This window comes from Mycobacterium sp., assembly GCF_044370595.1.
Taxonomy (GTDB): Bacteria; Actinomycetota; Actinomycetes; order Mycobacteriales; family Mycobacteriaceae; genus Mycobacterium.
The window spans coordinates 1-26,585 of record NZ_JBILVF010000037.1; the positions used below are offsets into that span (position 1 = coordinate 1).

At 66.9% G+C, this 26,585-nt stretch carries 21 protein-coding genes; 6 read left to right on the plus strand and 15 right to left on the minus strand.

What is annotated here, in order from left to right:
• From dnaE to lspA, 5 genes are all read right to left on the minus strand, one after another.
• Positions 1–1,599: DNA polymerase III subunit alpha (gene dnaE, locus ADBZ5N_RS07610; protein WP_526256885.1), on the minus strand; the 1,599-nt coding region annotated here is incomplete at its 3' end.
• Between the two features lie 74 nt (positions 1,600–1,673).
• Positions 1,674–2,267, minus strand: coding sequence for a SecDF P1 head subdomain-containing protein (locus tag ADBZ5N_RS07615; protein ID WP_526256886.1), 594 nt, complete (start codon positions 2,265–2,267; stop codon positions 1,674–1,676).
• Entirely contained in the window at positions 2,264–3,184 is a 921-nt protein-coding gene (rarD, locus tag ADBZ5N_RS07620) for an EamA family transporter RarD (protein WP_526256887.1), read from the minus strand. Before rarD ends, ADBZ5N_RS07615 begins: the two co-directional genes overlap by 4 nt.
• Entirely contained in the window at positions 3,181–4,107 is a 927-nt protein-coding gene (locus tag ADBZ5N_RS07625; protein ID WP_526256888.1) for an RluA family pseudouridine synthase, read from the minus strand. The genes rarD and ADBZ5N_RS07625 overlap by 4 nt, the downstream gene beginning before the upstream one ends.
• Positions 4,107–4,673 carry a signal peptidase II gene (lspA, locus tag ADBZ5N_RS07630; protein ID WP_526256889.1) on the minus strand — a complete coding sequence of 189 codons (567 nt, stop codon included), beginning with the start codon at positions 4,671–4,673 and terminating at the stop codon, positions 4,107–4,109. Before lspA ends, ADBZ5N_RS07625 begins: the two co-directional genes overlap by 1 nt.
• Before the next feature lie 44 nt (positions 4,674–4,717).
• Between lspA and ADBZ5N_RS07635 the strand changes: the two genes are divergently transcribed.
• Complete coding sequence (locus ADBZ5N_RS07635; protein WP_526256890.1) at positions 4,718–5,647, plus strand: asparaginase; 930 nt, start codon at positions 4,718–4,720, stop codon at positions 5,645–5,647.
• On the opposite strand, the gene ADBZ5N_RS07640 is transcribed toward ADBZ5N_RS07635, so the two are convergent.
• Both ADBZ5N_RS07640 and ileS read right to left on the minus strand, forming a co-directional pair.
• Complete coding sequence (locus ADBZ5N_RS07640; RefSeq protein ID WP_526256903.1) at positions 5,612–6,979, minus strand: DNA polymerase IV; 1,368 nt, start codon at positions 6,977–6,979, stop codon at positions 5,612–5,614. The two genes, ADBZ5N_RS07635 and ADBZ5N_RS07640, sit on opposite strands and share 36 nt — an antisense overlap.
• A 94-nt stretch (positions 6,980–7,073) precedes the next feature.
• On the minus strand, positions 7,074–10,250 hold the full coding sequence (ileS, locus tag ADBZ5N_RS07645; protein WP_526256891.1) for an isoleucine--tRNA ligase: 3,177 nt from the start codon (positions 10,248–10,250) through the stop codon (positions 7,074–7,076).
• A 381-nt stretch (positions 10,251–10,631) separates the two neighbouring features.
• Here ileS and ADBZ5N_RS07650 point away from each other — a divergent pair, with 381 nt between their 5' ends.
• Positions 10,632–13,640: an MMPL/RND family transporter gene (locus ADBZ5N_RS07650; protein ID WP_526256904.1), complete on the plus strand. Its 3,009-nt coding sequence runs from the start codon at positions 10,632–10,634 to the stop codon at positions 13,638–13,640.
• A gap of 24 nt (positions 13,641–13,664) precedes the next feature.
• A complete protein-coding gene (locus tag ADBZ5N_RS07655; RefSeq protein ID WP_526256892.1) occupies positions 13,665–14,375 on the plus strand; it encodes a GAP family protein in 711 nt (236 codons plus the stop codon).
• An 18-nt stretch (positions 14,376–14,393) separates the two neighbouring features.
• On the opposite strand, the gene ADBZ5N_RS07660 is transcribed toward ADBZ5N_RS07655, so the two are convergent.
• The 5 genes from ADBZ5N_RS07660 to mutA all read right to left on the minus strand — a co-directional run bounded on the left by ADBZ5N_RS07660 (position 14,394) and on the right by mutA (position 22,471).
• Positions 14,394–15,785, minus strand: a complete 1,392-nt coding sequence (locus ADBZ5N_RS07660; protein ID WP_526256893.1) for a hypothetical protein — start codon at positions 15,783–15,785, stop codon at positions 14,394–14,396.
• A gap of 137 nt (positions 15,786–15,922) precedes the next feature.
• Positions 15,923–17,197, minus strand: a complete 1,275-nt coding sequence (gene lipL, locus ADBZ5N_RS07665; RefSeq protein WP_526256894.1) for an esterase/beta-lactamase LipL — start codon at positions 17,195–17,197, stop codon at positions 15,923–15,925.
• Between the two features lie 72 nt (positions 17,198–17,269).
• Complete coding sequence (gene meaB, locus ADBZ5N_RS07670) at positions 17,270–18,289, minus strand: methylmalonyl Co-A mutase-associated GTPase MeaB (RefSeq protein ID WP_526256895.1); 1,020 nt, start codon at positions 18,287–18,289, stop codon at positions 17,270–17,272.
• A complete protein-coding gene (gene scpA / locus ADBZ5N_RS07675) occupies positions 18,289–20,571 on the minus strand; it encodes a methylmalonyl-CoA mutase (RefSeq protein ID WP_526256896.1) in 2,283 nt (760 codons plus the stop codon). The genes meaB and scpA overlap by 1 nt, the downstream gene beginning before the upstream one ends.
• A gap of 1 nt (position 20,572) precedes the next feature.
• Entirely contained in the window at positions 20,573–22,471 is a 1,899-nt protein-coding gene (gene mutA / locus ADBZ5N_RS07680; RefSeq protein ID WP_526256897.1) for a methylmalonyl-CoA mutase small subunit, read from the minus strand.
• 179 nt (positions 22,472–22,650) lie between these two features.
• Here mutA and ADBZ5N_RS07685 point away from each other — a divergent pair, with 179 nt between their 5' ends.
• On the plus strand, positions 22,651–23,307 hold the full coding sequence (locus ADBZ5N_RS07685; RefSeq protein WP_526256905.1) for a TVP38/TMEM64 family protein: 657 nt from the start codon (positions 22,651–22,653) through the stop codon (positions 23,305–23,307).
• 15 nt (positions 23,308–23,322) lie between these two features.
• Here the strand turns inward: ADBZ5N_RS07685 and ADBZ5N_RS07690 are convergent, their stop codons facing one another.
• Entirely contained in the window at positions 23,323–23,685 is a 363-nt protein-coding gene (locus ADBZ5N_RS07690) for a hemophore-related protein (protein ID WP_526256898.1), read from the minus strand.
• A 95-nt stretch (positions 23,686–23,780) separates the two neighbouring features.
• Between ADBZ5N_RS07690 and ADBZ5N_RS07695 the strand changes: the two genes are divergently transcribed.
• On the plus strand, positions 23,781–24,050 hold the full coding sequence (locus ADBZ5N_RS07695; RefSeq protein WP_526256899.1) for a hypothetical protein: 270 nt from the start codon (positions 23,781–23,783) through the stop codon (positions 24,048–24,050).
• Positions 24,051–24,293: 243 nt separating this feature from the next.
• Positions 24,294–25,148, plus strand: coding sequence for an Rv1486c family protein (locus tag ADBZ5N_RS07700; protein ID WP_526256900.1), 855 nt, complete (start codon positions 24,294–24,296; stop codon positions 25,146–25,148).
• Here ADBZ5N_RS07700 and ADBZ5N_RS07705 read toward each other — a convergent pair.
• Positions 25,117–26,190: a ferrochelatase gene (locus ADBZ5N_RS07705; protein ID WP_526256901.1), complete on the minus strand. Its 1,074-nt coding sequence runs from the start codon at positions 26,188–26,190 to the stop codon at positions 25,117–25,119. The genes ADBZ5N_RS07700 and ADBZ5N_RS07705 overlap by 32 nt on opposite strands.
• Before the next feature lie 9 nt (positions 26,191–26,199).
• The coding region (locus ADBZ5N_RS07710) for an SDR family oxidoreductase (RefSeq protein ID WP_526256902.1) at positions 26,200–26,585 on the minus strand (386 nt) is incomplete at its 5' end.

The following is a 26,585-nucleotide window of genomic DNA, read 5'->3' on the forward strand; positions in this document are numbered from 1 at the left end:
TCGGACCAGCCCCTCCAACCCGCGGGCCGTCTCGTAGATGGTCCGCACGTCGGGGTCGGTGTCGATGAGCCCCCGAACCTCCGCGGCCTCTTTGTAGCGCTCATGGGTGGGATCGGTGATGCCCGACAGCGGTATGTCCTTGGCCATGATGGGCGGCGGCAGTGCCTTGGTGATGCGGTCGGCGATCGCGAACCCGGGCTGGCCGTAGTGCACCCGAGCGGCGTCCTTGAGGGCGGCTTTGGTCTTGATGGTGCCGAACGTGATGACCTGCGCCACCCGGTCGCTGCCGTACTTCTCGGCGGCGTAGCGCACCATCTCGCCGCGGCGGCGGTCATCGAAGTCGATGTCGATATCCGGTGCCGAGGGCCGCTCCGGATTCAAAAAGCGCTCGAAGAGCAGCCCGTGCGGGATGGGGTCGATGTTGGTGATCCCGAGCGCATATGCCACCAGCGAGCCGGCCGCCGATCCCCGGCCCGGCCCCACCCGGATGTCGACTGAACGCGCGTAGTTGATCAAGTCGGCGACGATCAAGAAGTAGGACGGGAAACCCTTGCCGCAGATGACGTTGATCTCATAGCCGGCCCGTTCGGTGTATTCCGGCGGCACTCCGGCCGGAAAACGCCGCCGCAGGCCGGCGTCGACCTCCTGACGCAGCCAGGATCCCTGGTCGTGGCCCTCGGGCACCGGGAACACCGGCATCCGGTTGCGGGGGGTCCACACGTCGGCGTAGGACTGCACCCGCTCGGCGATCAGCAGGGTGGAGTCGCATGCCTGCGGGATCTCGGTGTCCCACAATGCACGCATTTCGGCGGCAGATTTCAAGTAGTAGCCGTCACCGTCGAATTTGAACCGGTTGGGGTCCGAGAGCGTCTTGCCGGTTTGCACGCACAGCAGGGCCTCGTGATTGTGTGCGGCGTCCCGGGTGACGTAGTGGCAGTCGTTGGTGGCCAGCGGCGGGATACCCAGTTTGCGGCCGACCTCGAGCAGACCGTCTCGGACCCGGCGTTCGATGGACAGGCCGTGGTCCATCAGTTCCAGGAAATAGTTGTCGGCGCCGAAGATGTCCCGCCAGGTGGCGGCGGACTGCAGCGCTTCGTCGAATTGGCCGAGTCGCAGCCGGGTCTGCACCTCGCCGGAGGGGCAGCCGGTGGTGGCGATGATGCCCTCGGCGTGTTCGGCGATGATTTCGGCGTCCATCCGGTTCCACTTGCCCAGTTGGCCCTCGAAGGAGGCCAGCGAGGTCAGCTTGAACAGGTTGCGCAGGCCGGTGGCGTTCTCGGCGACCATCGTCAAGTGGGTGTAGGACCCGCTTCCGGAGACGTCGTCGGACTTCTGGCCGGGATCGCCCCAGAGGATCCGGCGGGTGTCCAAACGAGAACCGGGGGCGACATACGCCTCGACGCCGATGATCGGCGTGATGCCGACCTCAGTGGCGGCGGTGTAGAACTCGCTGGCACCGAACATGTTGCCGTGATCGGTCATCCCGATGGCGGGCATCTCCAGCCGTTGCGCCTCGGCCAGCATGGGCGTGATCTTGGCGGCACCGTCGAGCATCGAGTACTCGGTGTGGTTGTGCAGATGCACAAATGAATCGCCCATAGGCCCGTCAGTTTAGGGGGCCGCACCGACGCCTTGGGCGTGTCGGGCGTTCGTGTCTTGGGCGGGGTGAGGCTCTAGGTTTCGTCGCGGAGCATGCGGGCGATCTCCTTGGCCTGCTCGGGGGTCAGTTCACCGGAAAGCTGAAGCACCTGTCCGTCGATCGGGGCGCTGATCTTGGGCCCCCAGACCACGGTGCCGCCGCGGACGAAGGCGACCTGTTTGCCCACCTGCCCGGCGGTGAACTGGCCGAATTGCGTGGCCGACTCGTTGGTCATGGACATCTGTACCAATTCGACACCGGTGAGCGGGTTGCGGAAGGAGTCGACGTTGGTCAACTGGACCCGCAGCGCTTCGGGCTGCAGTTCGTAGACCGCGGTCTTGGCGATGTCGCAAATCCGCATCGGCTGATCGGGTGGGGCCGGGGTGGGCGGCGGGCACTGGTCGGGGGTGGTGACGAACGCGCTCACCACCGGCCGGACCGGGAGAGGTTTGATGGTCAGCGGTGGGGCTGTCGTCGTCGGGGTCACCGGCGCGGCGGAGTTGCGCGTGCCCATCACGCCCAGCAGTGCGCTGAACAACGGGACGACGATCGCGACTGAGGAGATCGCCGCCATCAGGGCGATCATGATCCGCTTGTTGCGCTTACTGGTCTTGGTGGTATCGGTCATGATGCCTGCAAGGTACCTGGACGGTTGCCATAGGTGCGGAATATCGCGTCGGTGGTGAAGATCCCCAGTGCAATCCAGATCAATGCGAAGCCCAGCCACCGGGCCGGCGGCATCGGTTCGTCGTTGACCACCACACCCCAGATCATCTGCATGGACGGGGTCAGGTACTGCAGGAGACCGAGGGTCACCATGGCAAGTCGCTGAGCGGCGGCGGCGAAGCACAGCAGCGGGATCGCGGTGACCGGCCCGCACAGCACCATCAGCAAGATGTGCGCGGGACCGTGGTTGAGAAAGTCGCTGTCCCCGGTCAGTTGCAGCACCACCAGATAGCCGACGGCGAATGGTGCGGCGATCGCGGTCTCCACCGCCACACTGACCCGCGGGTCGACGTCGATCACCTTCTTCACCGCGCCGTAGAGACCGAAGGAAATCGCCAGCCCGATTCCGATCAGCGGCAGTCCCCCGACACCGGTGGACAGCAGCACGACGGCCGCAATGGCCAGCAGTACGGCGACGATCTGCCACGGGTTGAGCCGTTCGGCGAAGAGCATCACCCCGAGCACCACGCTGACCAACGGGGTGATGAAGTATCCCAGCGCGGCGTCGACCACATGGTCGGAGTTGACCGCGACGATGTAGATCAGCCAGTTCGTCGAGATCAGCGCCGACGCGCAGGTCAGTAGCAGCCAGGTGCGGCCGCTGATGGTGCGCAGGTCGCCAAACCGCCCGATCACGGCCAGCACCATCAGCATGAGCACCACGGTCCACACCACGCGGTGGGCCAGCACCTCCGGCGCTCCCGCCGGTGCGAGCAAAGTGAAGAAAGCCGGGAACACACCCCACAGTCCGTAGGCGGCAAGACCGTAGAGCAGTCCGCTGGCTTCCGGCCGATCGTCGTTCGCCAGCCAGTCGCTCACGCCTCGGCTCGCAGCACGTCCAAAGCGTGCTGCAGATCGGCCGGGTACGGGCTGGTGATCTCGATACGGCGACCATCGGCGGGATGGGCGAAGGCCAGCGAGCGCGCGTGCAGCCATTGCCGTTCCAGACCAAGTCGGCGGGCCAGCACCGGGTCGGCGCCGTAGGTGAGATCCCCGGCGCAGGGGTGGTGCAGAGCGGCGAAGTGCACCCGGATTTGGTGGGTCCGACCGGTTTCCAGGTGGACGTCAAGCAGGCTGGCGGCACGGAACATCTCAAGGGTGTCGTAGTGGGTGATGCTGTGCCGGCCGTTCTCGGTGACCGCGAACTTCCAGTCATGGCCGCGGTGCCGCCCGATCGGCGCGTCGATGGTCCCGCTCGAGGGATCCGGATGTCCCTGCACCACAGCGTGATAGCGCTTGTCGACGGTGCGCTGCTTGAAGGCCCGCTTGAGCACGGTGTAGGCGTGCTCGGACAGTGCGACAACCATGACGCCGGAGGTGCCGACGTCGAGGCGTTGCACGATTCCCTGACGTTCGTGGATGCCCGAGGTGCTGATCCGAAAGCCCGCGGCAGCCAACCCTCCCAGCACCGTCGGCCCGTGCCAACCCACCGTCGCATGCGCGGCCACGCCGGGCGGTTTATCCACCGCCACGATGTCGTCGTCGGAGTAGAGGATCGTCATTCCCGCGACTTCGACGGGCGTATTCTCCACCGGCGCTGGGGCTTCCGGCAGGATAACTGTCAGCCACGCCCCCGCCTCCAGCCGGTCGGACTTGCCGACCGCAACCCCGTCGAGCAGGACGCCGCCGCCTTCGGCGACGGTCGCGACCGCAGTCCGCGACAGGCCCAGCAGCCTGGCCAGTCCGGCGTCCACCCGCATCCCAGTCAGGCCCTCGGGGACCGGCATCGATCGTTCGGCCATCAGGCCGACTCGCTCCGGGCCTCCGGGTGGCTGCCGGTCTTGCGCCGATGCGCGCTGTCGAAGTCATAGCCGAAGATCGACAATCCCACCAGCAGCAGCGCCCCGCCGACCACCGCCGGATCGGCGACGTTAAACACCGGCCACCATCCGATGGACAGAAAGTCCACCACGTGGCCGCGAAGCGGGCCCGGTGAGCGGAAGAAGCGGTCAACCAGATTGCCCAGGGCCCCGCCCAGGATCATGCCGAGGCCGACGGCCCACCAGGGTGACCGCAGCCGGCGACCCATCCAGATGATGCCGACCACCACACCCATCGCAACCAACGTCAGCACCCAGGTGTAGCCGGTCGCCATCGAGAACGCCGCCCCGGAGTTGCGGACCAGCGTCCAGGTGACGGTGTCACCGATGATCGGCACCGGCACGCCCGGGGTCAGGAGTTCGACCGCGATCACCTTGGTGACGATGTCCACGACGAGCACCACCGCGGCCACCGTCAGCAACAGCCGCAGCAAACGTCGCGGCGGTGCAGCGGCCTGCTCGCCGGTGCCGACCGGTTCCTCAGTCACGCCCCCATCATTCCCTAACCTTCACGACCGGCATGATGACGGGCATGGCGGGAATGGTAGTGATCACCACCGGTGGGACCATCGCGACCAGCGCGGGCCGGGACGGGGTGCTGCGCCCCAGGCGAACCGGCGCCGAGTTACTGGCCGGGGTGGACGCCGCGGTGCACGTCGCGGTCGTCGACCTGATGCGGCAGGACAGCTCACGGTTGAGTCCGCAGGACTGGATCCGGATCGGCGCGGCCGTCAGCGCGGCGATCACCAACGGCGCCGACGGGGTGGTGGTCACCCACGGCACCGACACCATGGAGGAAACGGCCCTGTGGCTGGACCTGGGCTATGCCGGGATGGTGCCGGTGGTGCTCACCGGGGCGGCGCGGGCGGCCGATGACCCGGATCCGGACGGGCCGGCCAATCTGCGCGACGCCTTGGCCGTGGCGGCCAGTCCGGATGCGCGCGGGCAGGGCGTGCTGGTCAGCTTCGCCGGGACGGTGTGGGAGCCCCGCGGGATGAACAAACAAGCCGACCGGGCAGTGTTCGGCGGCACCCGGCTGGGCTCGGTGTCGGATGGGGCGTTCCACCTCGAGGCCGCCAGGGAGCGCTCCTATCTGGGCAATCTGCCGTCGGCGCCGCGGGTGGATATCGTCGCGGCCTATCCGGGGGCGGACGGAACGGCCATTGATGCGTTCATCGCCGCCGGCGCCCGGGGGCTGGTGATCGACGCGGTGGGGTCCGGCAACGCGGGCGGCGCGGTCGTCGACGCAGTGGCCCGGGCGGCCCGGCAGGGGGTTGCGGTGGCGGTCACCACCCGGGTGCCCGGCGGGCGGACCTCGCAGACCTACGGGCCCGGCCACGACCTTGCTCAGGCCGGTGCCGTGCACGTGCCGCGATTGCGCGCCAGTCAGGCGCGGGTGCTGATGATGGGCGCACTGAGCGCGGGTCTACCGGTCGGTGAGGTCATCGCCGGCTGGGGGTGAGTCCTGCGTTTCCGAACCGGCCAGGTAGTCCGGCCAGTCCAGGCTGTCAACCGCGTTGGCGGCCGTCAGGTCGGCGGTGTCGATGTCGAAGGTGCGCATCACCCCCGGTCCGGTGCTGCGGGTTTCGAACCGCACACTGACAACACCGTGCCCGGCGCCCTGCACCCAGCCGTGACAGAACTCCGGATGACTGACGTCGTCGCCGACCCGCCAACCCGATGGGGGCCCGGACAGCGGGGCGTGCGCGGTCTCGACGTTGTTCGGGTCGGGCTGCTGCAGTTCCAGTTCCGGGAACAGTGACTCCTGGCGGACGTCGCTGAGCCCGGAAAAGCCCACGCCGACAAGGCGGATGGGCCCGATTTCACGGGGATCCAGCAGCAGTCGGCGTGCTGTGGCGGCCAGCGTTGCGGCTTCTGCGGTGGCATAGGGCAGCGTCGCTGACCGGGTCAGCGTCGACATATCGGCCTTCTTCAGTTTGACGGTGACGGTACGGGCACCGCGGCCGTCGTGGGCCAGTCGGCGGTGGGCGTGCTCGGCGATCGGGCCGGCGGCCTCCTGCAGTTGTTCGAGCGTGGTCAGGTCGGCGGCGAAGGTGGATTCGGCGCTGATCTGTTTGGCCTCGGCGCGTTCGACCACCGGCCGGTCATCGACGCCGCGGGCCAGTCGGTGCAGCGCAAGCCCTATGGTCGCGCCGAGGATGTTGGCGGCCTCGGCGGCGGTCAGTGCGGCGAGCTTGCCGACCGTGTCGATGCCGAGGCGGTGCAGTTTCTCCTCGGCCACCGGTCCGATCCCCCATAGTCGGCGCACCGGCAGACCCTCCAGCAGGAGTTGCTCCTCGTCGCGTCGGATCACCCGAACCCCGTCGGGTTTGGCCAGGCCGGAGGCAATTTTGGCGATCTGCTTACCCGAGCCCGCCCCGACCGAGGCCACCAGGCCGGTCTCCTCGCGGACCCGGGCTCGAAGCTGCACGCAGAACTGCTGCACCTGCTCGGCGGTGGCGCCGCCAAGTTCCACGGGCTCACCGAAGGCCTCATCGAAGGACAACTGTTCTAGCACCGGGACAACCGACCGCACCGCGTCCATCACCCGCCTGCTGGCCAGGCCGTAGACCGCCCCGCGCGGCGGGAGCACCACCGCGCCGGCTCCGATGAGCCGGCGGGCCTGATGCACCGGCATGGCCGAGCGTGCCCCGAAGGCCCGCGCTTCATAGCTGGCGCCGGCCACCACCCCACGGCCGCCCAGACCACCGACCAGCACCGGCCGTCCGCGCAGGGTGGGACGGGTCAGCTGTTCGACGGAGGCGAAGAACGCGTCCATGTCGAAATGCAGCACCCAGCGCGACACTCCTGCAGGCTATCCCCGCCGAGTGTGCGGCGTATGAAGCCCAAAACGCCTCAACGCCTGCATCTGGGCGCACGTTGGCGGCTCAGGCCTTGGCGATGGCGACCCGCACGCCGTCTCCGATCTCGACCCCATCGGCCGGGTCGCCGAATTCGAATCCGGTGGCCAGGATCTCACCGGCGATCAGACCGCGGTGGGTGCTCGCCCACTCCGCGCGTTGCGCGGGTACCGCCATCACCACGGTGATTCGGTCGCTGACGTCGAGGCCGGAGGATTTGCGCAGATCCTGCAGTTCGCGGATGCGATCCTTGGCCCACCCCTCGGCTTCCAGTTCCTCAGTGACGGTGTCGTCCAGCACGACCAGACCAGCCCCGCCGGGTAGGGCGGCGGTACCGGCCGGGTCGGCGGCGACCAGTTTGGCCTCGTACTCCCCGGGGTTGAGCACCACCTCCCCCGCGCTCAGCGTTCCGTCGGGGTTCTGCACACCCTGCCCGGCCTTGACCGCCCTGATGGCGTCCTGCACCGATTTACCCAGCCGCGGACCCGCGGCACGGGCGTTGACCGTCAATTCGAATCGGCCATGTGCGGCGATATCGTCGGTCAGCTCGACGGACTTGACGTTGACCTCGTCGGCGATCAGGCCGGTGAACGGTTCGAGATGCTGCGGGTCATCAACGGCCACAGTCACTTTCGGCAAGGGCAGACGTACCCGCAGCTTCTTGGCCTTGCGCAGCGACGACGCCGCCGAACAGACGTCGCGCACCTGGTCCATAGCCGCCACCAGGTCGGGATCGGCAGGCAGCGACCCAGCCTCGGGCCAGTCGCTCAGATGCACCGAGCGTTCGCCGGTGATGCCTCGCCAGATAACCTCGCATGCCATCGGCAGTAGTGGCGCGGCCAGTCGGCTGGTGACCTCCAGCACGGTGTGCAGGGTGTCGATCGCGTCGCGGTCCTCTGCCCAGAACCGCGAACGGGACCGGCGCACATACCAATTGGTCAGTGCCTCGGCGAATTGCCGCAACTGCTCGCAGGCACCGGAGATGTCGCAGACATCCATCGCGACGGTGAGGTCTTCGCGCAGCGCGGCCAGTTTGGCCAGGATGTAGCGGTCCAGCACGTGCTGCGAATCGGTGCGCCAGGTGCCGACGGTCGGCGCGTACAGCGTCAGGAAGCTGTAGGTATTCCACAGCGGCAGCAGCACCTGCCGCACACCCTCCCGGATGCCCTGTTCGGTGACGATCAGGTTGCCGCCGCGGAGGATCGGCGAGGCCATCAGGAACCACCGCATGGCATCGGAACCGTCACGGTCGAAGACCTCGTTGACGTCGGGGTAATTGCGCAGCGACTTGCTCATCTTGGCGCCGTCATTGCCCAGCACGATGCCGTGTGCCACACACGTTTTGAACGCCGGCCGGTCGAACAGCGCGGTGGACAGCACATGCAGGGTGTAGAACCAACCGCGGGTTTGGCCGATGTATTCGACGATGAAGTCGCCGGGAAAGTGGCCGTCGACCCGCTTTGCGGGGTCGGCCGAATCGACACCGCGGAACCAGTCAGTGTTCTCGAACGGGTAGTGCACCTGGCCGTAGGGCATCGACCCCGAGTCGAACCAGACGTCGAAGACGTCCTCGATCCGGCGCATGGTCGATTTTCCGGAGGGGTCGTCGGGGTTGGGCCGGGTCAACTCGTCGATGTAGGGCCGGTGCAGGTTGGTCGGACGGACCCCGAAGTCTCGTTCCAACTCGTCGAGGCTGCCGTAGACATCGATGCGCGGGTAGTCCGGGTCGTCGGAGACCCACACCGGAATCGGGGTGCCCCAGTAGCGGTTCCGGGAGATCGACCAATCCCTCGCACCGGACAGCCACTTGCCGAACTGGCCGTCCTTGACGTGCTCGGGATACCAGGTGATCTGCTGGTTGAGTTCGACCATGCGGTCGCGGAATTCAGTGACGCGCACGAACCAGGATGACACCGCGCGGTAGATCAGCGGGTTGCGGCATCGCCAGCAGTGCGGGTACTGGTGGTCGTAGGTCTCATGCCGCAGCAGCACCGGTTGGTTGACCGCGGCCGCGCCGGACCCGTTCTTGAGGTCGCGGATGATCTGCGTGTTGGCGTCGAACACGTGCTGACCCTGGTAGTCCGGCACCGAGGAGTCGAACCGTCCCCGGGGGTCCACCGGGGTGACCGGCACGATGCCGACGGTGTCCGTGATGGCCTTGTCGTCCTCGCCGTAGGCCGGGGCCATGTGCACGATCCCGGTGCCGTCTTCGGTGGTGACGAAGTCGCCGCGCAACACCTGAAAAGCCGGGGATGAGTCGGGGCCGGAGTCGGCAAAAAACGGGAACGGCGGCAGGTACCGCATACCCAGCAGCGCTTCGCCGGTGTAGCTGCCCAGGATCTCCGGGTCCTCCCCTAGCTCCCGGGCGTAGGCCGCCAGCCGGGCGCGGGCGATCACCATCCGTCGATCCTCACGCGCGATGACGACGTACTCGACCTCCGGGTTGACCGCCACGGCCTGGTTGGACGGCAGCGTCCATGGCGTGGTGGTCCAGATCAGCAGGTAGGCACCGTCCAGATCAGAGTGGCCGGACTCCGGCGCGGCGATCCGGAAGCCGACGGTGATGGCCGGGTCCTGGCGGCGCTGGTAGACGTCGTCGTCCATCCGCAGTTCGTGGCTGGACAGCGGCGTTTCATCGTTCCAGCAGTAGGGCAGCACCCGCACGCCCTCGTAGGCCAGACCTTGATCCCACAGCTGTTTGAACGCCCAGATGACCGACTCCATGAACGACAGGTCCAGGGTTTTGTAGTCATTGTCGAAGTCCACCCAACGGGCTTGCCGCGTCACATAGGCGCGCCACTCGTTGGTGTACCGCAGCACCGAGTCGCGGCAGGCGTCGTTGAACTTCTCGATACCCATCTCTTCGATCTGGGCTTTGTCGGTGATGCCGAGTTGGCGCTGCACCTCCAGCTCGGCGGGCAGGCCATGGGTGTCCCAGCCGAACCGGCGTTCCACCTTGTAGCCGCGCATGGTGCGGTATCGCGGCACGATGTCTTTCACGTAGCCGGTCAGCAGATGGCCGTAGTGTGGCAGGCCGTTGGCGAACGGCGGCCCGTCGTAGAACACGTACTCCGGTGCCCCGTCCCGCCTGCGCACGCTGGCTCGGAAGGTGTCGTCGAAGGCCCAGTAGTCGAGGACCTCACGTTCGAGGGCCGGGAAATCCGGGGCGCCGCTGGATGGCTTCGGATAGCCGCTCTGGCTCACGGGGGCGTCCTCCTGTGCTGATCGACAGCACGGGGACGACGTCGCGCGGGTGCGCGAGCGCCGCGGTACCACCCCGCTTACGCCCAACAACCCGCGGTTGCGGGCGCCGTTCGTCGCTCGTTTAAGGCTGTGACGGGCCCACCCGTCCGGTTCTACTGGGCCGCAGGTGGAAAACCTGGCGACTGTTCTTCCGAAGGCTCCCCGGTGATGGCCGGATCGGCGCTGTTGGCCGGGATCTTATCGCGTTCGCACACGGCGTCCCGACCCAGGCGTCTGCTCCCCGGAACGGCCGTCGCAGGTCAGTACCATGAGTAGGTGGGTCGACACCGGTTGCCGGGAGAGACAGACACGTCCGCCGAAGCAACAGGCATCTTCGGGCTGATCGGTCGTGTCGTCGTTCGCGCACCGTGGTTGGTGATCGCCCTGTGGATCGGCCTTGGGGCCACGCTCACCCAGGTGTTCCCCCCGCTGTCCGAACTGGCCCAACGGGCCCCGGCGGCCATCCTGCCGGCCAGTGCGCCGTCGGTGCAAAGCGCGCAGCAGATGACCGAGGCCTTCAAGGAAGCCAGTTCGGACAACATCCTGCTGGTGGTTCTGACCAAGGACGAGGGTCTCACGCCTGCCGATGAGGCCGTCTATCGCGACGTGGTCGCCAAGTTGCGGTCCGACACCGAGGACGTCGCCGCTCTCCAGGATTTCGTCACCACCCCACCACTTCGGGAAATCCTGGTCAGCAAGGACGGCCAAGCGTGGTTGATGCCGGTCAACATCGCCGGCGAACTGGGGACACCGAAGGCGACCGAATCCACCAAGCGGGTCATCCAGACGGTCCGCGACACAGTGGCCGGGACGTCGATCAGCGCCTTCGCCACCGGTCCGGCGGGCACCGTTACCGACGTCCTGGACATCGGCGATCAGGACCGGGTGCGCATCGAGGTCGCGACCGTCGTCGCGCTGCTGGTGATCCTGCTGATGATCTACCGGAATGTGCTGACGATGGTCCTTCCGCTGTTGACCATCGGTGTGTCGCTGGTGGCGGCTCAGGGCGTGGTGGCCGGACTCGGAACCGCGGGACTGGCGGTGTCCAACCAAACCATTGTTCTGCTGACCGCGATGATGGCCGGGGCGGGCACCGATTACGCGGTGTTCCTCATCAGCCGCTACCACGACTACCTCCGACTTGGGGTGGACTCCGACCGCGCGGTGCAGAATGCCCTCGGCTCGGTCGGCAAGGTGATCGTGGCGTCCGCCGCCACCGTCGCGGTGACGTTCCTGGGAATGATCTTCACGAAGTTGACGGTGTTCTCCACGGTGGGCGTGGCCTTGGCGACGGCGATCGGCGTCGGCTGTCTGGGTGCGGTGACCCTGCTTCCGGCCCTGCTGGTCCTCACCGGCCGGCGGGGTTGGGTCAAACCGCGGCGAGATCTCACCAGCCGGTTCTGGAAAAAGTCCGGCATCCGGATCGTGCGCCGGCCCGTCACCCACCTGCTCGCCAGCCTGGCGATCCTGGTGCCTCTGGCTGGGTTCGTCGTGCTGGCGGATTACAACTACGACGACCGCAAGACCTTGCCGGCCAGCACCGCAAGCATCCGCGGCTACGAGGCTATCGGGCAACACTTCTCGGTGAACTCCAGCCTCCCGCAATATCTGCTGATCACCTCGCCCAACGATCTGCGTACCCCTGAGGCGCTGGCCGATATGGAGCAGATGGCATACCGGGTCAGCCAACTGGCCGGCATCGAGATGGTGCGCGGGATCACCAGGCCGTCAGGTGAATCGCTGGAGCAGGCCCGGCTGTCTTTCCAAGCCGGTGAGGTCGGCAGCAAACTCGGCGACACCTCCGGGCTGATCAACAGCCGGACCGCGGAACTGAACATGCTGGCCGGGGGGGCCAACCAGATTGCCGACGTGCTCGGCACGGTGAAGGGGCAGTTGGGTCAAACGATTGCCACGGTGAGCGGCCTCGTGCAGGCCCTGACCATGATGCAAAACCAGTTCGGCGGCAATGCGCCGCTGCAGGACTTCGACACCGCCAACAAGCTCCTCGATGCCATGCACGGCCTCGGCGACAGTCTCGGAGTCAACGTCGCCGACGCCCTCACCGCCTTCAACCAGAACATCAATCCGGTTCTCAATGCGCTCAACACCAGCCCGGTCTGCGATGCCGACCCCGCGTGCGCGGCGGCACGCGAACAGCTGCGGCAGGCGGCAGTAGCCCGTGACGACGGCACCCTGGACCAACTCGCCGAGCTCGGACGCCAATTGCAGGCCGTCCAGGGCAACCAGACCCTCGGTGCAACCGCTGACAGCCTCAACGCCACGCTGAATTCGGTCAACCAGACGCTGGCCGCGGCCGGACTCGACAGCCCGGCAAGTCTGCAGACGCAACTGACACAACTCGACGCGGGGGTCACCACACTGGCCGAAGGCAGCCGCCAGGTTGCCGACGGTGTTCAACTTCTCGTGGACCAGACCAAGAATCTGGGCGCGGGCCTCGACCAGGCCTCGGCATTCCTGCTGGGCATGAAGAACAACGCCAACACGCAGTCCATGGCCGGCTTCTACATCCCGCCCCAGATCCTGACCGGTGATGAGTTCAAGAAGGCTGCCGCGATCTTCATCTCACCCGACGGCCGCACCGCCCGGTACCTGGTGCAGACCGAGCTGAACCCCTTCAGCGTGGAGGCGATGGATCAGGTCAATGCCGTGATCGAAACCGCCCGCGGAGCGCAACCGAACACAACCCTGTCCGACGCCACCGTCTCCATGACTGGTTTCACCGTGTCGCTGCGAGACACCCGCGACTACTTCAATCACGACCTGAAAATGATCGTCGTGACGACCATCCTGGTTGTGCTGAGCATCCTGATACTGCTGCTACGCGCACTGGTTGCACCGCTGTATCTCATTGTGTCAGTGGTGCTTTCCTACCTGTCAGCACTGGGACTGGGGGTCGTGGTGTTCCACTTCATCCTTGGCCAAGACCTGTACTGGAGTGCGCCGGGGATGACGTTCATCATTCTGGTGGCCGTCGGGGCGGACTACAACCTGTTGTTGATCTCCCGTATCCGGGAGGAATCGCCCTACGGTATCCGCTCCGGAGTCATCCGTACGGTGACCCAGACCGGCGGCGTGATCACCGCTGCGGGGCTGATTTTCGCCGCCTCCATGCTGGGCCTTCAGTTCTCCAGCATCACCACCCTGGTGCAGATCGGCTTCGTCATCGGGATGGGCATCCTGATCGATACGTTCCTGGTGCGCACCATCACCGTGCCGGCCATCGCGGTCCTGGTCGGGAAGGCGAACTGGTGGCCGTCGAAGTGGCAGCCACCTGCACCGAAAAAACCTGTCCGCCAAGCTGAACCGCAGCTGGCCAGCACAACTGTCTGACGACACCGGTTAGGGTTTCAGTCCGTGTGGATCACCGTCCTGGTACTAGCCGTCGCGATGAGTTTCGAGCCGTCGCGACCGGTGTGGGTACCGCTGATGCTGGCCAGACCGCGGCCGATGCTCCAGCTTTTCGCGCTCTTCTGCGGCAGTTTCTTCTCCGGCCTGGCTGCCGGACTTCTGGTTCTCTTCGTCTTTGAGCAGACCCCGTTTGGCAACGATCCCGCTGACGGCGCGACAGTTCAGATCGGTATCGGCGTACTGGCGCTTCTCATCGCGGCGGTGATGGCCACCAACTTCTCTTTCATCAGATCCGCCCGGCCGGTCGGGCGCCAACCCGACGGGGCAGTGCCTGAGCCGGCGACCAAACCGCGGGCGATCGACACGATGTCGGATCGAGCCCGCACGATCCTGCAAAAAGGTAACTCGCCGTGGCTGTCCGGTGGGATCGGCGTCGCCATCGGGGCGGCCTCGCTGGAATTCCTGGCGGCGCTGGTCATCATCGCATCGTCGGGGGTCAGTAAGACAGCCGAAGTGGCCGCCCTGCTGATGTTCCTGGTCGTGGGCAACGCGCTCATCACGGTCCCGCTCGTCACCTATCTCTTCGCGCCGTCGCAGACCCGTACTTGGATCGAGCGGTTCCAGAACTGGCTTCGGACACGCGGCCGCAAGGAGTTCGCGGCTATTCTCGCCGCGATGGGTCTGATCCAGGTGATCATCGGCGTCCTGCGCCTGTAGCCTGATCGCCCTCGGCGGCTAGTCGATCACACCATGCAGACCGAATTCGGCCAGCGTCTGCGTCGCCACGTCCCGCAGATGGGCCTTGGTGTTCGCGGCACCGAATTCGTAGGCCTCCACCGAGATCGAGATCCTGCCGTTGATCCGCGACGACACGACCACAACCTGACCGTGGGAGCGCTGCATCTCCCCGAGGGTGACGTTCTTGTCCACCCCGCGCAGAAAGACGAAGTCGGCCGGAGTGCCGTCGACACAACCGATCTCGGGAGGCAGTTCGCCGAGATTGGAGCAGGACACCGGCAGATCGTCGGAGTACGAGAAGAGCAGATCCACGACACCTTTGACCGCTCCGTGTGGCAGCCAGGGAAGCAACGGCAGCAGTTCCATTGTGGAATCGGGTTCGGACTTGGCTTTCTCGCGCGCGACCCGCACCGTGGTGCGCGCCTCGGTGAGGTCGGACGTGACTGTCTTGGGGTCCACGGTCGCGCTGGCGAAGGCCATGGCCAACGCCCGATCGTCTTCGAGACTTTCCCGCAGGTTGATGGCGATCAGCAGGGAAACCAAACCGTCGGCCGGGCGCCGGCGGCCGAGGTGGTCGGCGAGGCGGGCGGCGAACCCTCCGAGCAGCGAGTAGCTGTTGCCGCCCAGGGACTCGGCTTTGACATCCCAATCGGCGGTATCGACATAGATGACGATCGCCGGGACGACGATCGGGGTGCTGTCGCCTGCTGCGCTGGCGTGAGCAGCACGCGCCCGGGCCAGGTCGGCTCGATTTGTGCGCAGCATCTTGGCCACCTTGACCACGGTGCGGGCGGTCAGCGGCAGATCAAGCACGGCTCGGCGCACGTCTTCGACGATCGCCCGGGTTCGTGACCGCGACCCCTTGGTCTCATACCCGTGGTCGCGAATGTTGCCGGTGGCCGCCTCGAAAATCGCCATGACGCCGCCGATGCCGTCACCGATGACGTGGGAGGCCACCAGGCTGATCGCCGTCGACCCGTCGTCGAAAGGCTGGACGGCGATGAAGAAGCCGGGACCGCCTTCCGGGTCGACGGGAAGGTTGGCCAGTTCGTCGGCCCATTCGAGCATCTCCTGCCGGGGCCGGACCACCTCGGCCACCCGCAGCGGCGGCGGCGGGCCAACCGGTCGCACCCATCGGGGACGGCCGAACGGCAGCGGGGAACGCTCGACGAGCCGGCTGGCGATCGAGGCGCTGAAGTTGCGGTGAAACCGGCCCAGTCCCCCGTGATCGACCGGCCGATCGTAGATCCACACACACTGGATGAGCTGGGCGCGTCCGGTTACCCGGAGGAGTTCGAACGCAGTGTGGTCGAGAAACGCCAGCCGGTGATCGTCAGCCCCGGCGGGATTGCGGCGCAGCAGTCGTCGTCCCAGCCCGATCTGGCTCACCGAGCAGCCGATCCACACACAGTCTTCATCTCCTGGACGTACTTGATTCCGGTGCCCGAGCGCCGCGGCAGTTCCGATCTGAGGCCAAGCGGAGATTACCCGAGTGAGGCAGCCGGCGAGTCCGCTCGGAGGGCCGGTTAGCCGACCGCCGCCCTGGCCGGCGCTGAATCGTAGGCAGAACCGAATTCTACGACGGGTGCGAATCCCCGCTTGCGCGCCGAGGCAGCACCGCGCCGAACCAGCGCCGCAGTGCCGATGAACCCGGTCTGGTCGGTGAGGACCAGCGGCGTCAGCAGCCGGTTGTGAACCAGGGAGAACGACAGGCCCTCCTGCGGGATCGCCCAACCGAACGAACCGGCGAGGCCCACATGCCCGAAGCCCGGAAGCACACCGGGGATGGCCAGCCCGTGATACCCGAGATGGAAGGCCAGCGGCACGATGAGATTACGGTCCGGCCGCAGGTTACGGCGGCCGGTGAGGATGGAAACCCGTTCGGCGGACAGGTACCGCCGGCCGTCGATCACACCGCCGTTGGCGATCGCGCCGTACATCCTGGCCAGAGCCCGTGCGGTGATCACCCCGTTGGCGGACGGCAGTTCGGTGTCCAGCATCGGAACATCGCGCTGCACAAGCTTTTTCGCGCCTGGGAAATACATGGATCCAAACGCCGCGGACAGTTCCAACCCGGCGACGGCGGGGGCCAGCGCGTTGAAGACGGGGTTGGGGATGTTCATCTGGGATCCGATGAACCGGGCCGCATGTGTCGGTGCACTGACCGGTGGGCGGCCGAGATGGACACCGTCGGTGTTGAGCGGTGCGGCCACCTCGGTGCGCATCAACTCCCGCATCCCCTTGCCGGTGACCGACCTTGCCAGGCCCGAGAGCAGCCATCCGTAGGTCAACGCGTGGTAAGCCGACTTCCCGAAGTGCCGCCCAACGGGGGCCGCGGCGATCCGTTCCTCCATCTGCCTGTGGTCGAGCAGTTCGCGCTTGCGCACGCCCCGCAGGTGAGACAGTCCGGCGCGGTGACGCATCACGTCACGCACCGTGATTCCGGCCTTGCCGTTGGCGCCGAATTCCGGCCAGTACTCGGCGACCGGGGCGTCGTAGTCGATCAGTCCGCGATCAGCGAGACGGTGAATCACGGTAGAGGCGACACCTTTGGTCGCCGAGAACACCATCGGCGCGGTGTCTGCCTGCCAGTGCCGGCGGCCGCGCCGGTCGCAGGTGCCGGTCCAGATATCCACCACGGGCTGACCGTCGAGGTAGACCGACAGCGCACCACCGCCGAACCGCGGGTGCGGGAACAGCGCAGCAAATCCGCGGACCGCGCAGGCAAAATTGGCATCGGCGGCACCCTGAACCCCGTGGGGAAGGTCGACGCCGCGGCTACCCGCTGTGGCCTGAATCACATAGCTAATCTACATTCTCCACGCGCACACACGTCGAAATCGTTGCCGATCTGTGATTACCGCCGTGGTCAATTACCGGTCTAGATCCAGAATCCGTTGGGCCGCAAGTGCCGGGGTGATTTCACCGTCGCGGACCTGCCGTTCGATCTCCGCGCGGATGCCCTTGACCCCGGGGTGGTTGAGCACCCGGTCCAAAACGGTGTCCCGGACCATCGCCCAGGTCCAGTCGACCTGTTGAGCCCGGCGCCGGGCTTCGAACTCGCCGGCCGCGACGAGGGTGTCGCGATGGTTGAGGATGGTCTCCCACAGTTCCACCAGGCCCGTGCCCTCCATCGCGCTCATGGTGAGAACCGGCGGCCGCCACAGGGTCTCCCTGGGATAGATCAGCCTGATAGCGGCTGCGAGCTCCCGGGCGGCGGCCGTGGCCTCGGTGATGTGGGCGCCGTCGGCCTTGTTGACCACCACCACGTCGGCCAGTTCGAGCACACCCTTTTTGATGCCCTGCAGTTGATCTCCGGTGCGGGCCAGGGTGAGGAAGACGAAGGTGTCGACCATGTTGGACACCGCAACCTCGGACTGTCCGACGCCGACCGTCTCCACCAGGATGACGTCGAAACCGGCCGCCTCCAGCAGCACGATGGTCTCCCGGGTGGCTTTGGTCACCCCGCCGAGGGTTCCCGACGTCGGGGACGGGCGGATATAGGCATCCGGGTGCACCGCCAGGCGCGCCATCCGGGTCTTATCCCCCAGGATCGATCCCCCAGTGCGCGTCGAGGACGGGTCGACTGCCAGCACCGCGACCCGGTGGCCCTGCTCGATGAGATACATGCCGAGGGCCTCAATGGTCGTCGATTTGCCCACGCCGGGCACCCCGGTGATGCCGATGTGCATGGCCGAACCCGTGACGCCGCCGACGCCGACAGAGCCCGTTGCGTGCATCAACTCCATCAGCAGTTGCTGGGCGTGAGCCCGGTGGTCGGCGCGGGTTGACTCGACCATGGTGATGGCCCGGGCAAGAGCGGACCGGTCGCCGCTGCGGACGGCCTCGGCGAGCGCGGGGATATCGCTGGTGCCCAACGGGTCTGGGCCCATCAGCTCAGGTCGTATCCGAGCCGCTTGGCGAGCTTGTTGACCAAGCTGACCGCCGCCTCGGCGATGACGGTGCCCGGCGGATAGATCGCGGTTGCCCCGGCGGCGTACAACTCGTCGAAGTCACCGGGCGGGATGACCCCGCCTACGACGATCATGATGTCCGGCCGCCCGACGTCGGCCAGGGCGTCACGCAGCGCCGGCACCAGGGTGAGGTGGCCGGCGGCCAGCGACGACACCCCGACGACATGGACGTCGTTGTCGGCGGCCTGCCGGGCGACCTCGTCGGGGGTGGAGAACAGCGATCCGACGTCGACGTCGAATCCGATGTCGGCGAAGGCCGTGGCGATGACCTTCTGGCCGCGGTCGTGGCCGTCCTGACCCATTTTCGCCACCAGGATGCGGGGTCTGCGTCCATCGGCCTCAGCGAAACGCTCCACCAGTCGGGTGGCCTCGGATAGTCCGGTGATGCTGCCTCCTGTGCTCGCCGGGCCGAATCCGGCTCGACCGACCTCGTCGCGGTATACCCCTGAGATGGTGCGGATCTCCGCCTGATGGCGGCCGTAGACCTTCTCCAGCGCTTCGGAGATCTCTCCGACGGTGGCCTTGGCGCGGGCGGCGGCAACGGCCAGAGCCATCAGGTTATTGCCCAGTCCGTCCGCACCGGCCCGGGTGGAATCACCAGCCGCGCGAGTCAACTCGGCCAACGCGGCCTGCACGGCGGCGTCGTCGCGGTCAGACCGCAGTTGCTGGAGCTTGACCAGTTGCTCGGCACGCACCCGGCTGTTCTCCACCTTGAGCACCTCGAGATCGGCGTCCTCGTCGACCTGGTACTTGTTGACCCCGATCACCGGTTGCTGCCCGGAGTCGATGCGCGCCTGGGTCCGGGCGGCGGCCTCCTCGATCCGGAGTTTGGGAATGCCATCACTGATGGCCTGCGCCATCCCTCCGCGCCCGGTCACCTCGGCAATGTGCGCGCGAGCCCGCTCGGCGAGTTGGTGGGTCAACCACTCCACGTAGTAGGAACCGCCCCACGGGTCGATCGGTCGGGTGGTGCCGGACTCCTGCTGCAGCAGCAACTGGGTGTTGCGGGCGATGCGCGCCGAGAAGTCGGTGGGCAGGGCCAGCGCTTCGTCGAGAGCGTTGGTGTGCAACGACTGGGTGTGCCCCTGGGTGGCCGCCATCGCCTCGATGCAGGTTCGGGCGACGTTGTTGAACGGGTCTTGCGCGGTCAACGACCAGCCCGAGGTCTGCGAATGTGTCCGCAGAGAGCGGGATTTCGGGTTTGTGGCACCGAATCCGCCGACGAGTTCGCTCCACAGCAGCCGGCCGGCTCGGAGCTTGGCCACTTCCATGAAGAAGTTCATGCCGATTCCCCAGAAGAACGACAGCCGAGGCGCGAATTTGTCGATGTCCAGCCCCGCGTCCAGACCAGCCTTGATGTAGTCGACACCATCGGCGAGCGTGTACGCCAACTCCAGATCGGCTGTCGCACCGGCTTCCTGGATGTGGTAGCCGGAAATCGAGATGGAGTTGAACTTCGGCATGCGCGCGCTGGTGTAGGCGAAGATATCGGAGATGATTCGCATCGATGGCTTCGGCGGATAGATGTAGGTGTTGCGGACCATGAACTCTTTGAGAATGTCGTTCTGTATGGTCCCGGCCAGTTTCTCCGGTGGTACTCCCTGCTCCTCGGCGGCCACCACGTAGAGCGCAAGGACCGGCAGAACTGCGCCGTTCATCGTCATCGACACCGAGACTCCCCCGAGGTCGATGCCGTCGAATAGCTGGCGCATATCGAGGATCGAGTCGATTGCCACGCCGGCCATGCCGACATCGCCCTGCACCCGGGGGTGGTCGGAGTCATAGCCGCGGTGGGTGGCCAGGTCGAAGGCCACCGAGAGCCCCTTCTGGCCGGCCGCCAGGTTGCGCCGGTAAAAGGCGTTGGAGTCCGCGGCGGTGGAGAAGCCTGCGTATTGGCGGATGGTCCACGGCTGGTTGACGTACATGGTCGGATAGGGACCGCGGATGAAGGGCGGTTCGCCGGGAACGCTGTCCACCGGATAGCCCGCGGATACTGCCGCGTCCCGGTCGGCGCCGATGTAGAGGGGCTTGACGAGGATGCCCTCGGGGGTGGACCAGTCGAGTTGTTCTGCGGTGTAGCCATGGGTGGACGCCGCGGTGGCTATCCGTTCGGCCGCGGCGGCCGGGGTGGGTGCCGGGGTGTCGGTGGATCCGTGCAGGGGAATCTCGGCGAAGCTCGATATAGCGGTGCGTGCGGTCATGTCATGCCCCCAATCGGGTCAGCAGAGCCGAGAGCGCTTCCACCGCATTGATTGTGGCAGTCAGGTAGCCGTCGGGCCTGCTGTCGGCGGGGACGTCGGCGACCGCCCGCTCCGGGCCGGCCAGCAGGATCTGTTCGACGCCGGCGGCCCGTGCCGCGGTGACGACGGCTGCGGCCTCGGTGGCGTAGCGAGCGTCCGTGCCGCACATCACGACGGTCGAAGTGCGGGCATCCCCGATGGCTTCGCTGACCCGGGCCAACTCCACGGTTCCGGGGTTGACCGCCTCGATGCCGCCGGCGGCCAGCAGATTCGCGGCGAACGTCGAACGGATGTTGTTCTCGGCCAACGGACCCAGCGGCACCAGCAAGACCTTCGGCCGGGTGCCGGTGCGGTGCAGGTACGCGTCAGAGCGGTCGCGTAGCGCTTCGAACTCAGTTGCGTATCGCCGCACTGTCGGCTTCAACGATGATGGTGAAGACGCTGGTGTTGAAGACGCTGGTGTTGAAGAAGCCTGAGGTAGCGGCTTCTCCGCGAGATTGGGGTATTCGTTGACGCCGGTTATCGCGGTGCGACGGTGGGCGATGTCGTCGGCACGCCGGGCTCGGATCTTCTCCACCTCGGCAGCGATGTGATCACAGGCCTGCTGGAAACCACCGCGGGCCTCGATATCCTGGAAGTGCGACCAGGCCTGAGCGGCAAGGGTTTCGGTGAGGTTCTCGGCGTACCAGGATCCGCCGGCGGGGTCGAGGACCCGCCCCAGATGGGACTCCTCGAGCAGTAGCAACTGGGTGTTGCGCGCGATCCGGCGGGCGAAGTCCGCCGTGGCGGTAGGAAAACCACCGGGTATGGCGGCGTCGAACGGCAGCACCTGGACGGTGTCGGCGCCACCGACTCCGGCACCGAAGACAGCCACTGTGGTGCGCAGCATGTTCACCCACGGATCTCGCTGAGTCATCATCGGTGCGGAGGTGACCGCATGCACCCGCACCGCTCCGCGATCCGGGTACCCGAGCACCTCGGCCACCCTGGCCCAGAGTCGACGTACGGCACGGAATTTCGCGATCGTCATGAACTGATCGTCGTCGGCGACCAGTCGGAATCCGATCAGGGACAGCGCCTCGCCGATCTCGACGCCGGCGTCGGCGAGCAACCGCAGGTAGTCCGTCGCCGCAGCGATGACACCGGCCAGTTCCCAGGCGGCGTTGGCGCCGCGGTTGTGAAATGCCGGACCGTCCACTGTGATCACCCGGACACCGGCCCGGCCGGCCAGCCCCGCGGCTACCTCAACCAGGTCATCGACACCGGCGGCCGACCGTCCGCTGAGTCGCGCGGTGAACGGGTCGGCGCCCAGGTCGATCTGGATCTGCGTGCGTGCGGACTCGTCGACCCGGTCCACCAGGGCGAGTATCGCGTCGGCGGCGGTGCGGAAGTGCGCACCGGGGTCCAGCAGGATCGGGGCAAGTTCGAGGTAGACACCGTCGAGCCAGCGCTCGAGGTCCGCCGCGCCGACTCCGGTACCGTCGGCCCGCAGGATCATCGCGCTGACACCGTTGACCAGTGCGTCAAGGACCGCGGCGTTGCCCTCGGCCGGGTCGCCGGCGAATCCCGGAGCGGGAAATTCCTCCGCGACTTTCCATCCGGCCAGGACGTCGCGGACGCTATCGCCGCCACGCAGGTAGGGCCAGTCACCGGGCAATGGCGGTTCAGGCAGACCGTCCAATGCGGTGTAGAGGGCGCGTACCGGGAAACCTTCGTAGGTATCGGAGTCCAGCAGCCGCTCGGGTTCGGCGGAATCGGCGGCACCGGGCCTGCTATTCGCCAGTACCCCGGCGACGGCGGCCCGCCACCGGGCCTGGGCGCGTTGCAACCCCTCGACGGCTTCCTCCTGGGCTGGGGGCACCGGCAGCTCCTGTGGTCGAGGGGGAGGCGCGGGGGGTGTCGCACCACCTGTCCTCAGGCTAAATCACCGAGGTTCGCGCCGACCGCAGCGGGCAGCCGGTACCTGCCGCCGTAGTCTCTGACGATGTGGCGAGTGTCAGGCGCGGCCTGGGCGCGCTGCGCAGTGTGGGGTCGGCGACGATGGCGGCCGCCCGGCAGGTCAGCCATACCCGCCTGCTGCTGACCGGGCTGGGCGCCGCGATCGCGATCACCGTCGTGCTCCTGGTGCCCCTTCCCACCGCGGTGCAGCTGCGGGACTGGGCTACCTCGGTCGGCCCGTGGTTTCCGGTGGCGTTTCTGCTCGCTCATGTGATCGTCACGGTGCTCCCGTTCCCCCGGACCGCGTTCACGCTGTCGGCTGGACTGTTGTTCGGACCTGCGCTGGGCGTGACCATCGCGGTGACGGCAAGCGCGATCAGCGCCGTGATCGCACTCCTGCTGGTGCGGGCGATGGGCTGGCAGGTCGGAAGCCTGGTGAGCCATCCGCGGGTGGACGCGCTGGACGCGCAGTTGCGCGCCCGGGGCTGGCCGGCTGTCCTGTCGCTCAGATTGATTCCGGCCGTTCCGTTTTCGGTGCTGAACTACGCGGCCGGCGTCTCGGCGGTGCGGGTGATGCCCTATCTGCTCGCGACCATCGCCGGCCTACTGCCGGGCACCGCAGCCGTGGTCATCCTCGGGGATGCGATGACCGGCCATGTCAGCCCCCTTCTGGTGTTGGTTTCGGTGTGCACCGCGACCATCGGCATCGCCCTGCTGGTCCACGAGGCGCGTCGGTACCGGCAGCAGGGAACGGGCTGACCCTCGGCCCTGGATCTACAGCACCCCGCGGATGAGGTTGTTGGTGGGGATGTTGCACCGGTTACGCAGATCGAACACCGGTCCGCGGATGGCGTTGATCTCGGCCTGCGTCTGCGGGTTGGCGGCCAGGTAGGCCTTGGTCTTGCTGGTGGCCTCCGCCTTGGGCAGACCCTGCACGCTGGTGAAGAAGTCATTTGCCGCCGGATGGGTGAAGAAGTAGGCGGTCAAGGCGGTGGCGACCTGACTTTCCACGGCGGTGATATCGCCCGCGGTGCACCCCGGATTTGCCGTGGCGGGGGCTGCGCCGCCGATCAGCACGGCACCGGCACCGAGGACGGTGGCCGCGATACGACGGGCGACAACGACTGGGGTCGACATGGAACTCCTGACGGTTTGGTACCACTGGCGGGGATATTCGGAGACGTGGAATACGGCTATGCTAACCCAAACAACGGTCTAGCTAAGGACGTGTGATGCAAGGAAAGCGACTCTCGCTGGGCCTCTTGACGGCGGCCGCCGCACTGGCGGCGACCCTGGGAGCCGCCCCAGTCGCCGCGGCGGAGCCCGGTGCCGACAATCCACTGCTGCCTGGTTGTGAGACGACCGGCGGTAGCTCGGTGACCGGGGGTCAAATGACGGACTGCGCGAGCCCCGGCAGCTCCGAGTTGACCGCCACCCCCAACGATCTTGGCGTCATGGGTGCCGAAGCGGACGAGCCGATGTGGGGCATGATCGGCTGGTAGACCGGCTGGTAGATGCGACGGCCTGGATCATCCCGTGTCCGACCGTTCAACCCACCCGCGGAGCCTCGACGGCCTCGGGCACCGGTTCGGTCAGCGCAGCAGCCGCGCTGACCGCCGGCCGGGTCAACCGCCATCAGGCCCCCCGGCGATCAGCGGGTCAGGCATGTGCCAACACAGGCTCGGCAACGGCTATGGGCCGCCAGCCGACCGGGGCGGCATCGAACCACTACACTCACGTCCATCATGTGGTGCCCGAGCGTCTCATTGTCGGTGTGGACCAACGCCTGGTTGGCTGGCCACGCCGCCCCCGACGACGTTCTTGATGCGTTAAGCGACTGGGCCCCAGCACATTCGGTCACCGCCTACGATGCGGTGGCCGCAGGACGCACCGGCTTGCCGTGGCCGGACATCGCCGGAACCGGCGCGATGTCGTTGCTGCAGACCGTCCGTACCGCGACGGGTCCCGGCACTGCCGAACGGTGGGCCGATCGGCCTTCGCTAGCGCTGGCGCTGCCGGTGCCCGGCGACGTCAGGGGTCTGCCGGCTGGCAGCCAATTCCAGGTCGACGCCCTCGACGCCGGGGAAGCAGTTCTGATTCGCGGCGCCGACGGCACTGCGATCGGACTGGTACCGACCTTCGAGTGCCACGCCGCCGACTACGACGATGGCGAAGCGCTTCCCCAGACAGCGCTGCTGTGGTCGGTGTACTCACTACCAGAATTCACGGTGTCCGACCACATGGATCTCGGTGAGGCGGAGTACGCGTTGCGCTGCGCGGTCCGGTCGGCGGCCGAGGCGCTGGACGGGCTGAGTCTTGCCGCCGGCGCGGACGATCCGCGCACACTTGTCGAGGAGATCCTGCAGGCCAACAGTTATCACCGCATTCCCGAGCATGCGCCGGACCGGGCGGTGCGGGTGTTGTCGACGGCGGCACACGTGGACGCCATCATCACGGTGAGTTCGGAGGCCGCCCCGATCGGCACGCAGAGCGCCTCAGAAGCCCGGATCGCAGACGCCGCGCTTCGGCCACTGGCATCGGTGGTTCGCGCTGCGCGGTCGGCGGCGGTCAGCGTGATCCTGAACTCGGCCTGGCGCTAGCAGCTACCGCTGCACTCGCTTCGCAGTCGGCCGTGCAGAATCGCCCGTTGACACTTGAACCGTAACCCGGAACCGGTTCGGCTCCAACGACTCTGGCTGGCTGGCGGCCTTGGCGGACCTCATCGAGCAGATCAAGTGCCAACCGGGCGAAGCGCGGCTGTGCATTGGGTGTGGTCGCCCGAGCAAGCGCGACGCCGAGGTCTGCGGCCTGTTCGGCCAATTCGCTGTCCAGATCCCAGATGACCTCGATGTGGTCGGCGACGAATCCCACCGGACAAACCACCACCGACTTCACACCGGACTCGGCCAGCACCGAGAGGTGATCGCCGACATCGGGTTCCAGCCACGGAACCTGTGGCGGACCGGAGCGTGACTGCCACACCACGTCGTAGTCGTCGTAGCCGGTGGCGGCCGCGATCAGGCTAGAGCTGTAGCCGACCTGCCTGGGGTACAGGCTGGGCCCGCAGCGGTCCACCGCGCGCAGCGGAATCGAATGCGCCGTGAAAACCAGTCGGGCCTGGGACCGCAAATCGTCGGGGAGTTCGCCGGCGGCCTGCGTGATCGCGTCGGCGAACATCTCGATGAGCAGCGGGTGGTCGAAATACTGCCGCAGTTTCTGCAGTTCCGGTGCGGTGTCACCGACCGCGCCTCGGGCGCGGGCGATGTCTTCCTGGTACTGGGTGCACCCGGAGTACCCGCCCCAGGCCGACGTGCTGAAGACCGCCGCACGCCGGATGCCGTCGGCCTGCATCTGGGCCACGGTGTCCTCGATGAACGGGTGCCAGTTGCGGTTGCCGAAGTAGACCGGTAGATCCTCGCCACGCTTGCTGATTTCGGTCCGGATGGCGTCGATGAGTTCACGGTTGATCCGGTTGATCGGCGAAACCCCGTCGAAGTGTAAGTAGTGCTCGGCGACCGACTCCAGACGTTCGCGCGGGATACCGCGTCCACGGGTGACGTTCTCCAGGAAAGGCATCACCTGTTCGGGACCCTCCGGGCCGCCGAAGGACAACAGCAGCAGCGCGTCGAAATCGTCTGTCATAACCGCCCTTTACAGAAGCTGGGTGCTGGCGCCGCCGTCGGCGTAGATCACCGTTCCGGTGGTGGCCGGCAACCAGTCGGAGACCAGCGCGCAGACCGTTTTTGCCACCGCGGTGGGGTCCTTCATATCCCAACCGAGCGGGGCCCGCTGGTCCCAGCCCTCCTCCAGCATCGCCATCTCGTCCTTGAACTGGTCACCGAGTGCACCGCCCATGATCGCGCTCATCGCCAACGTTCGAACGGGCCCGGCTGCAACGAGGTTCGATCGCACACCCACCTTCCCCGCCTCACGGGCGACGAAGCGGTTGACCGATTCCAGCGCACTCTTGGCGACCGTCATCCAGTTGTATGCCGGCATGGCGCGGGTGGGATCGAAGTCCATGCCGACGATTCCGC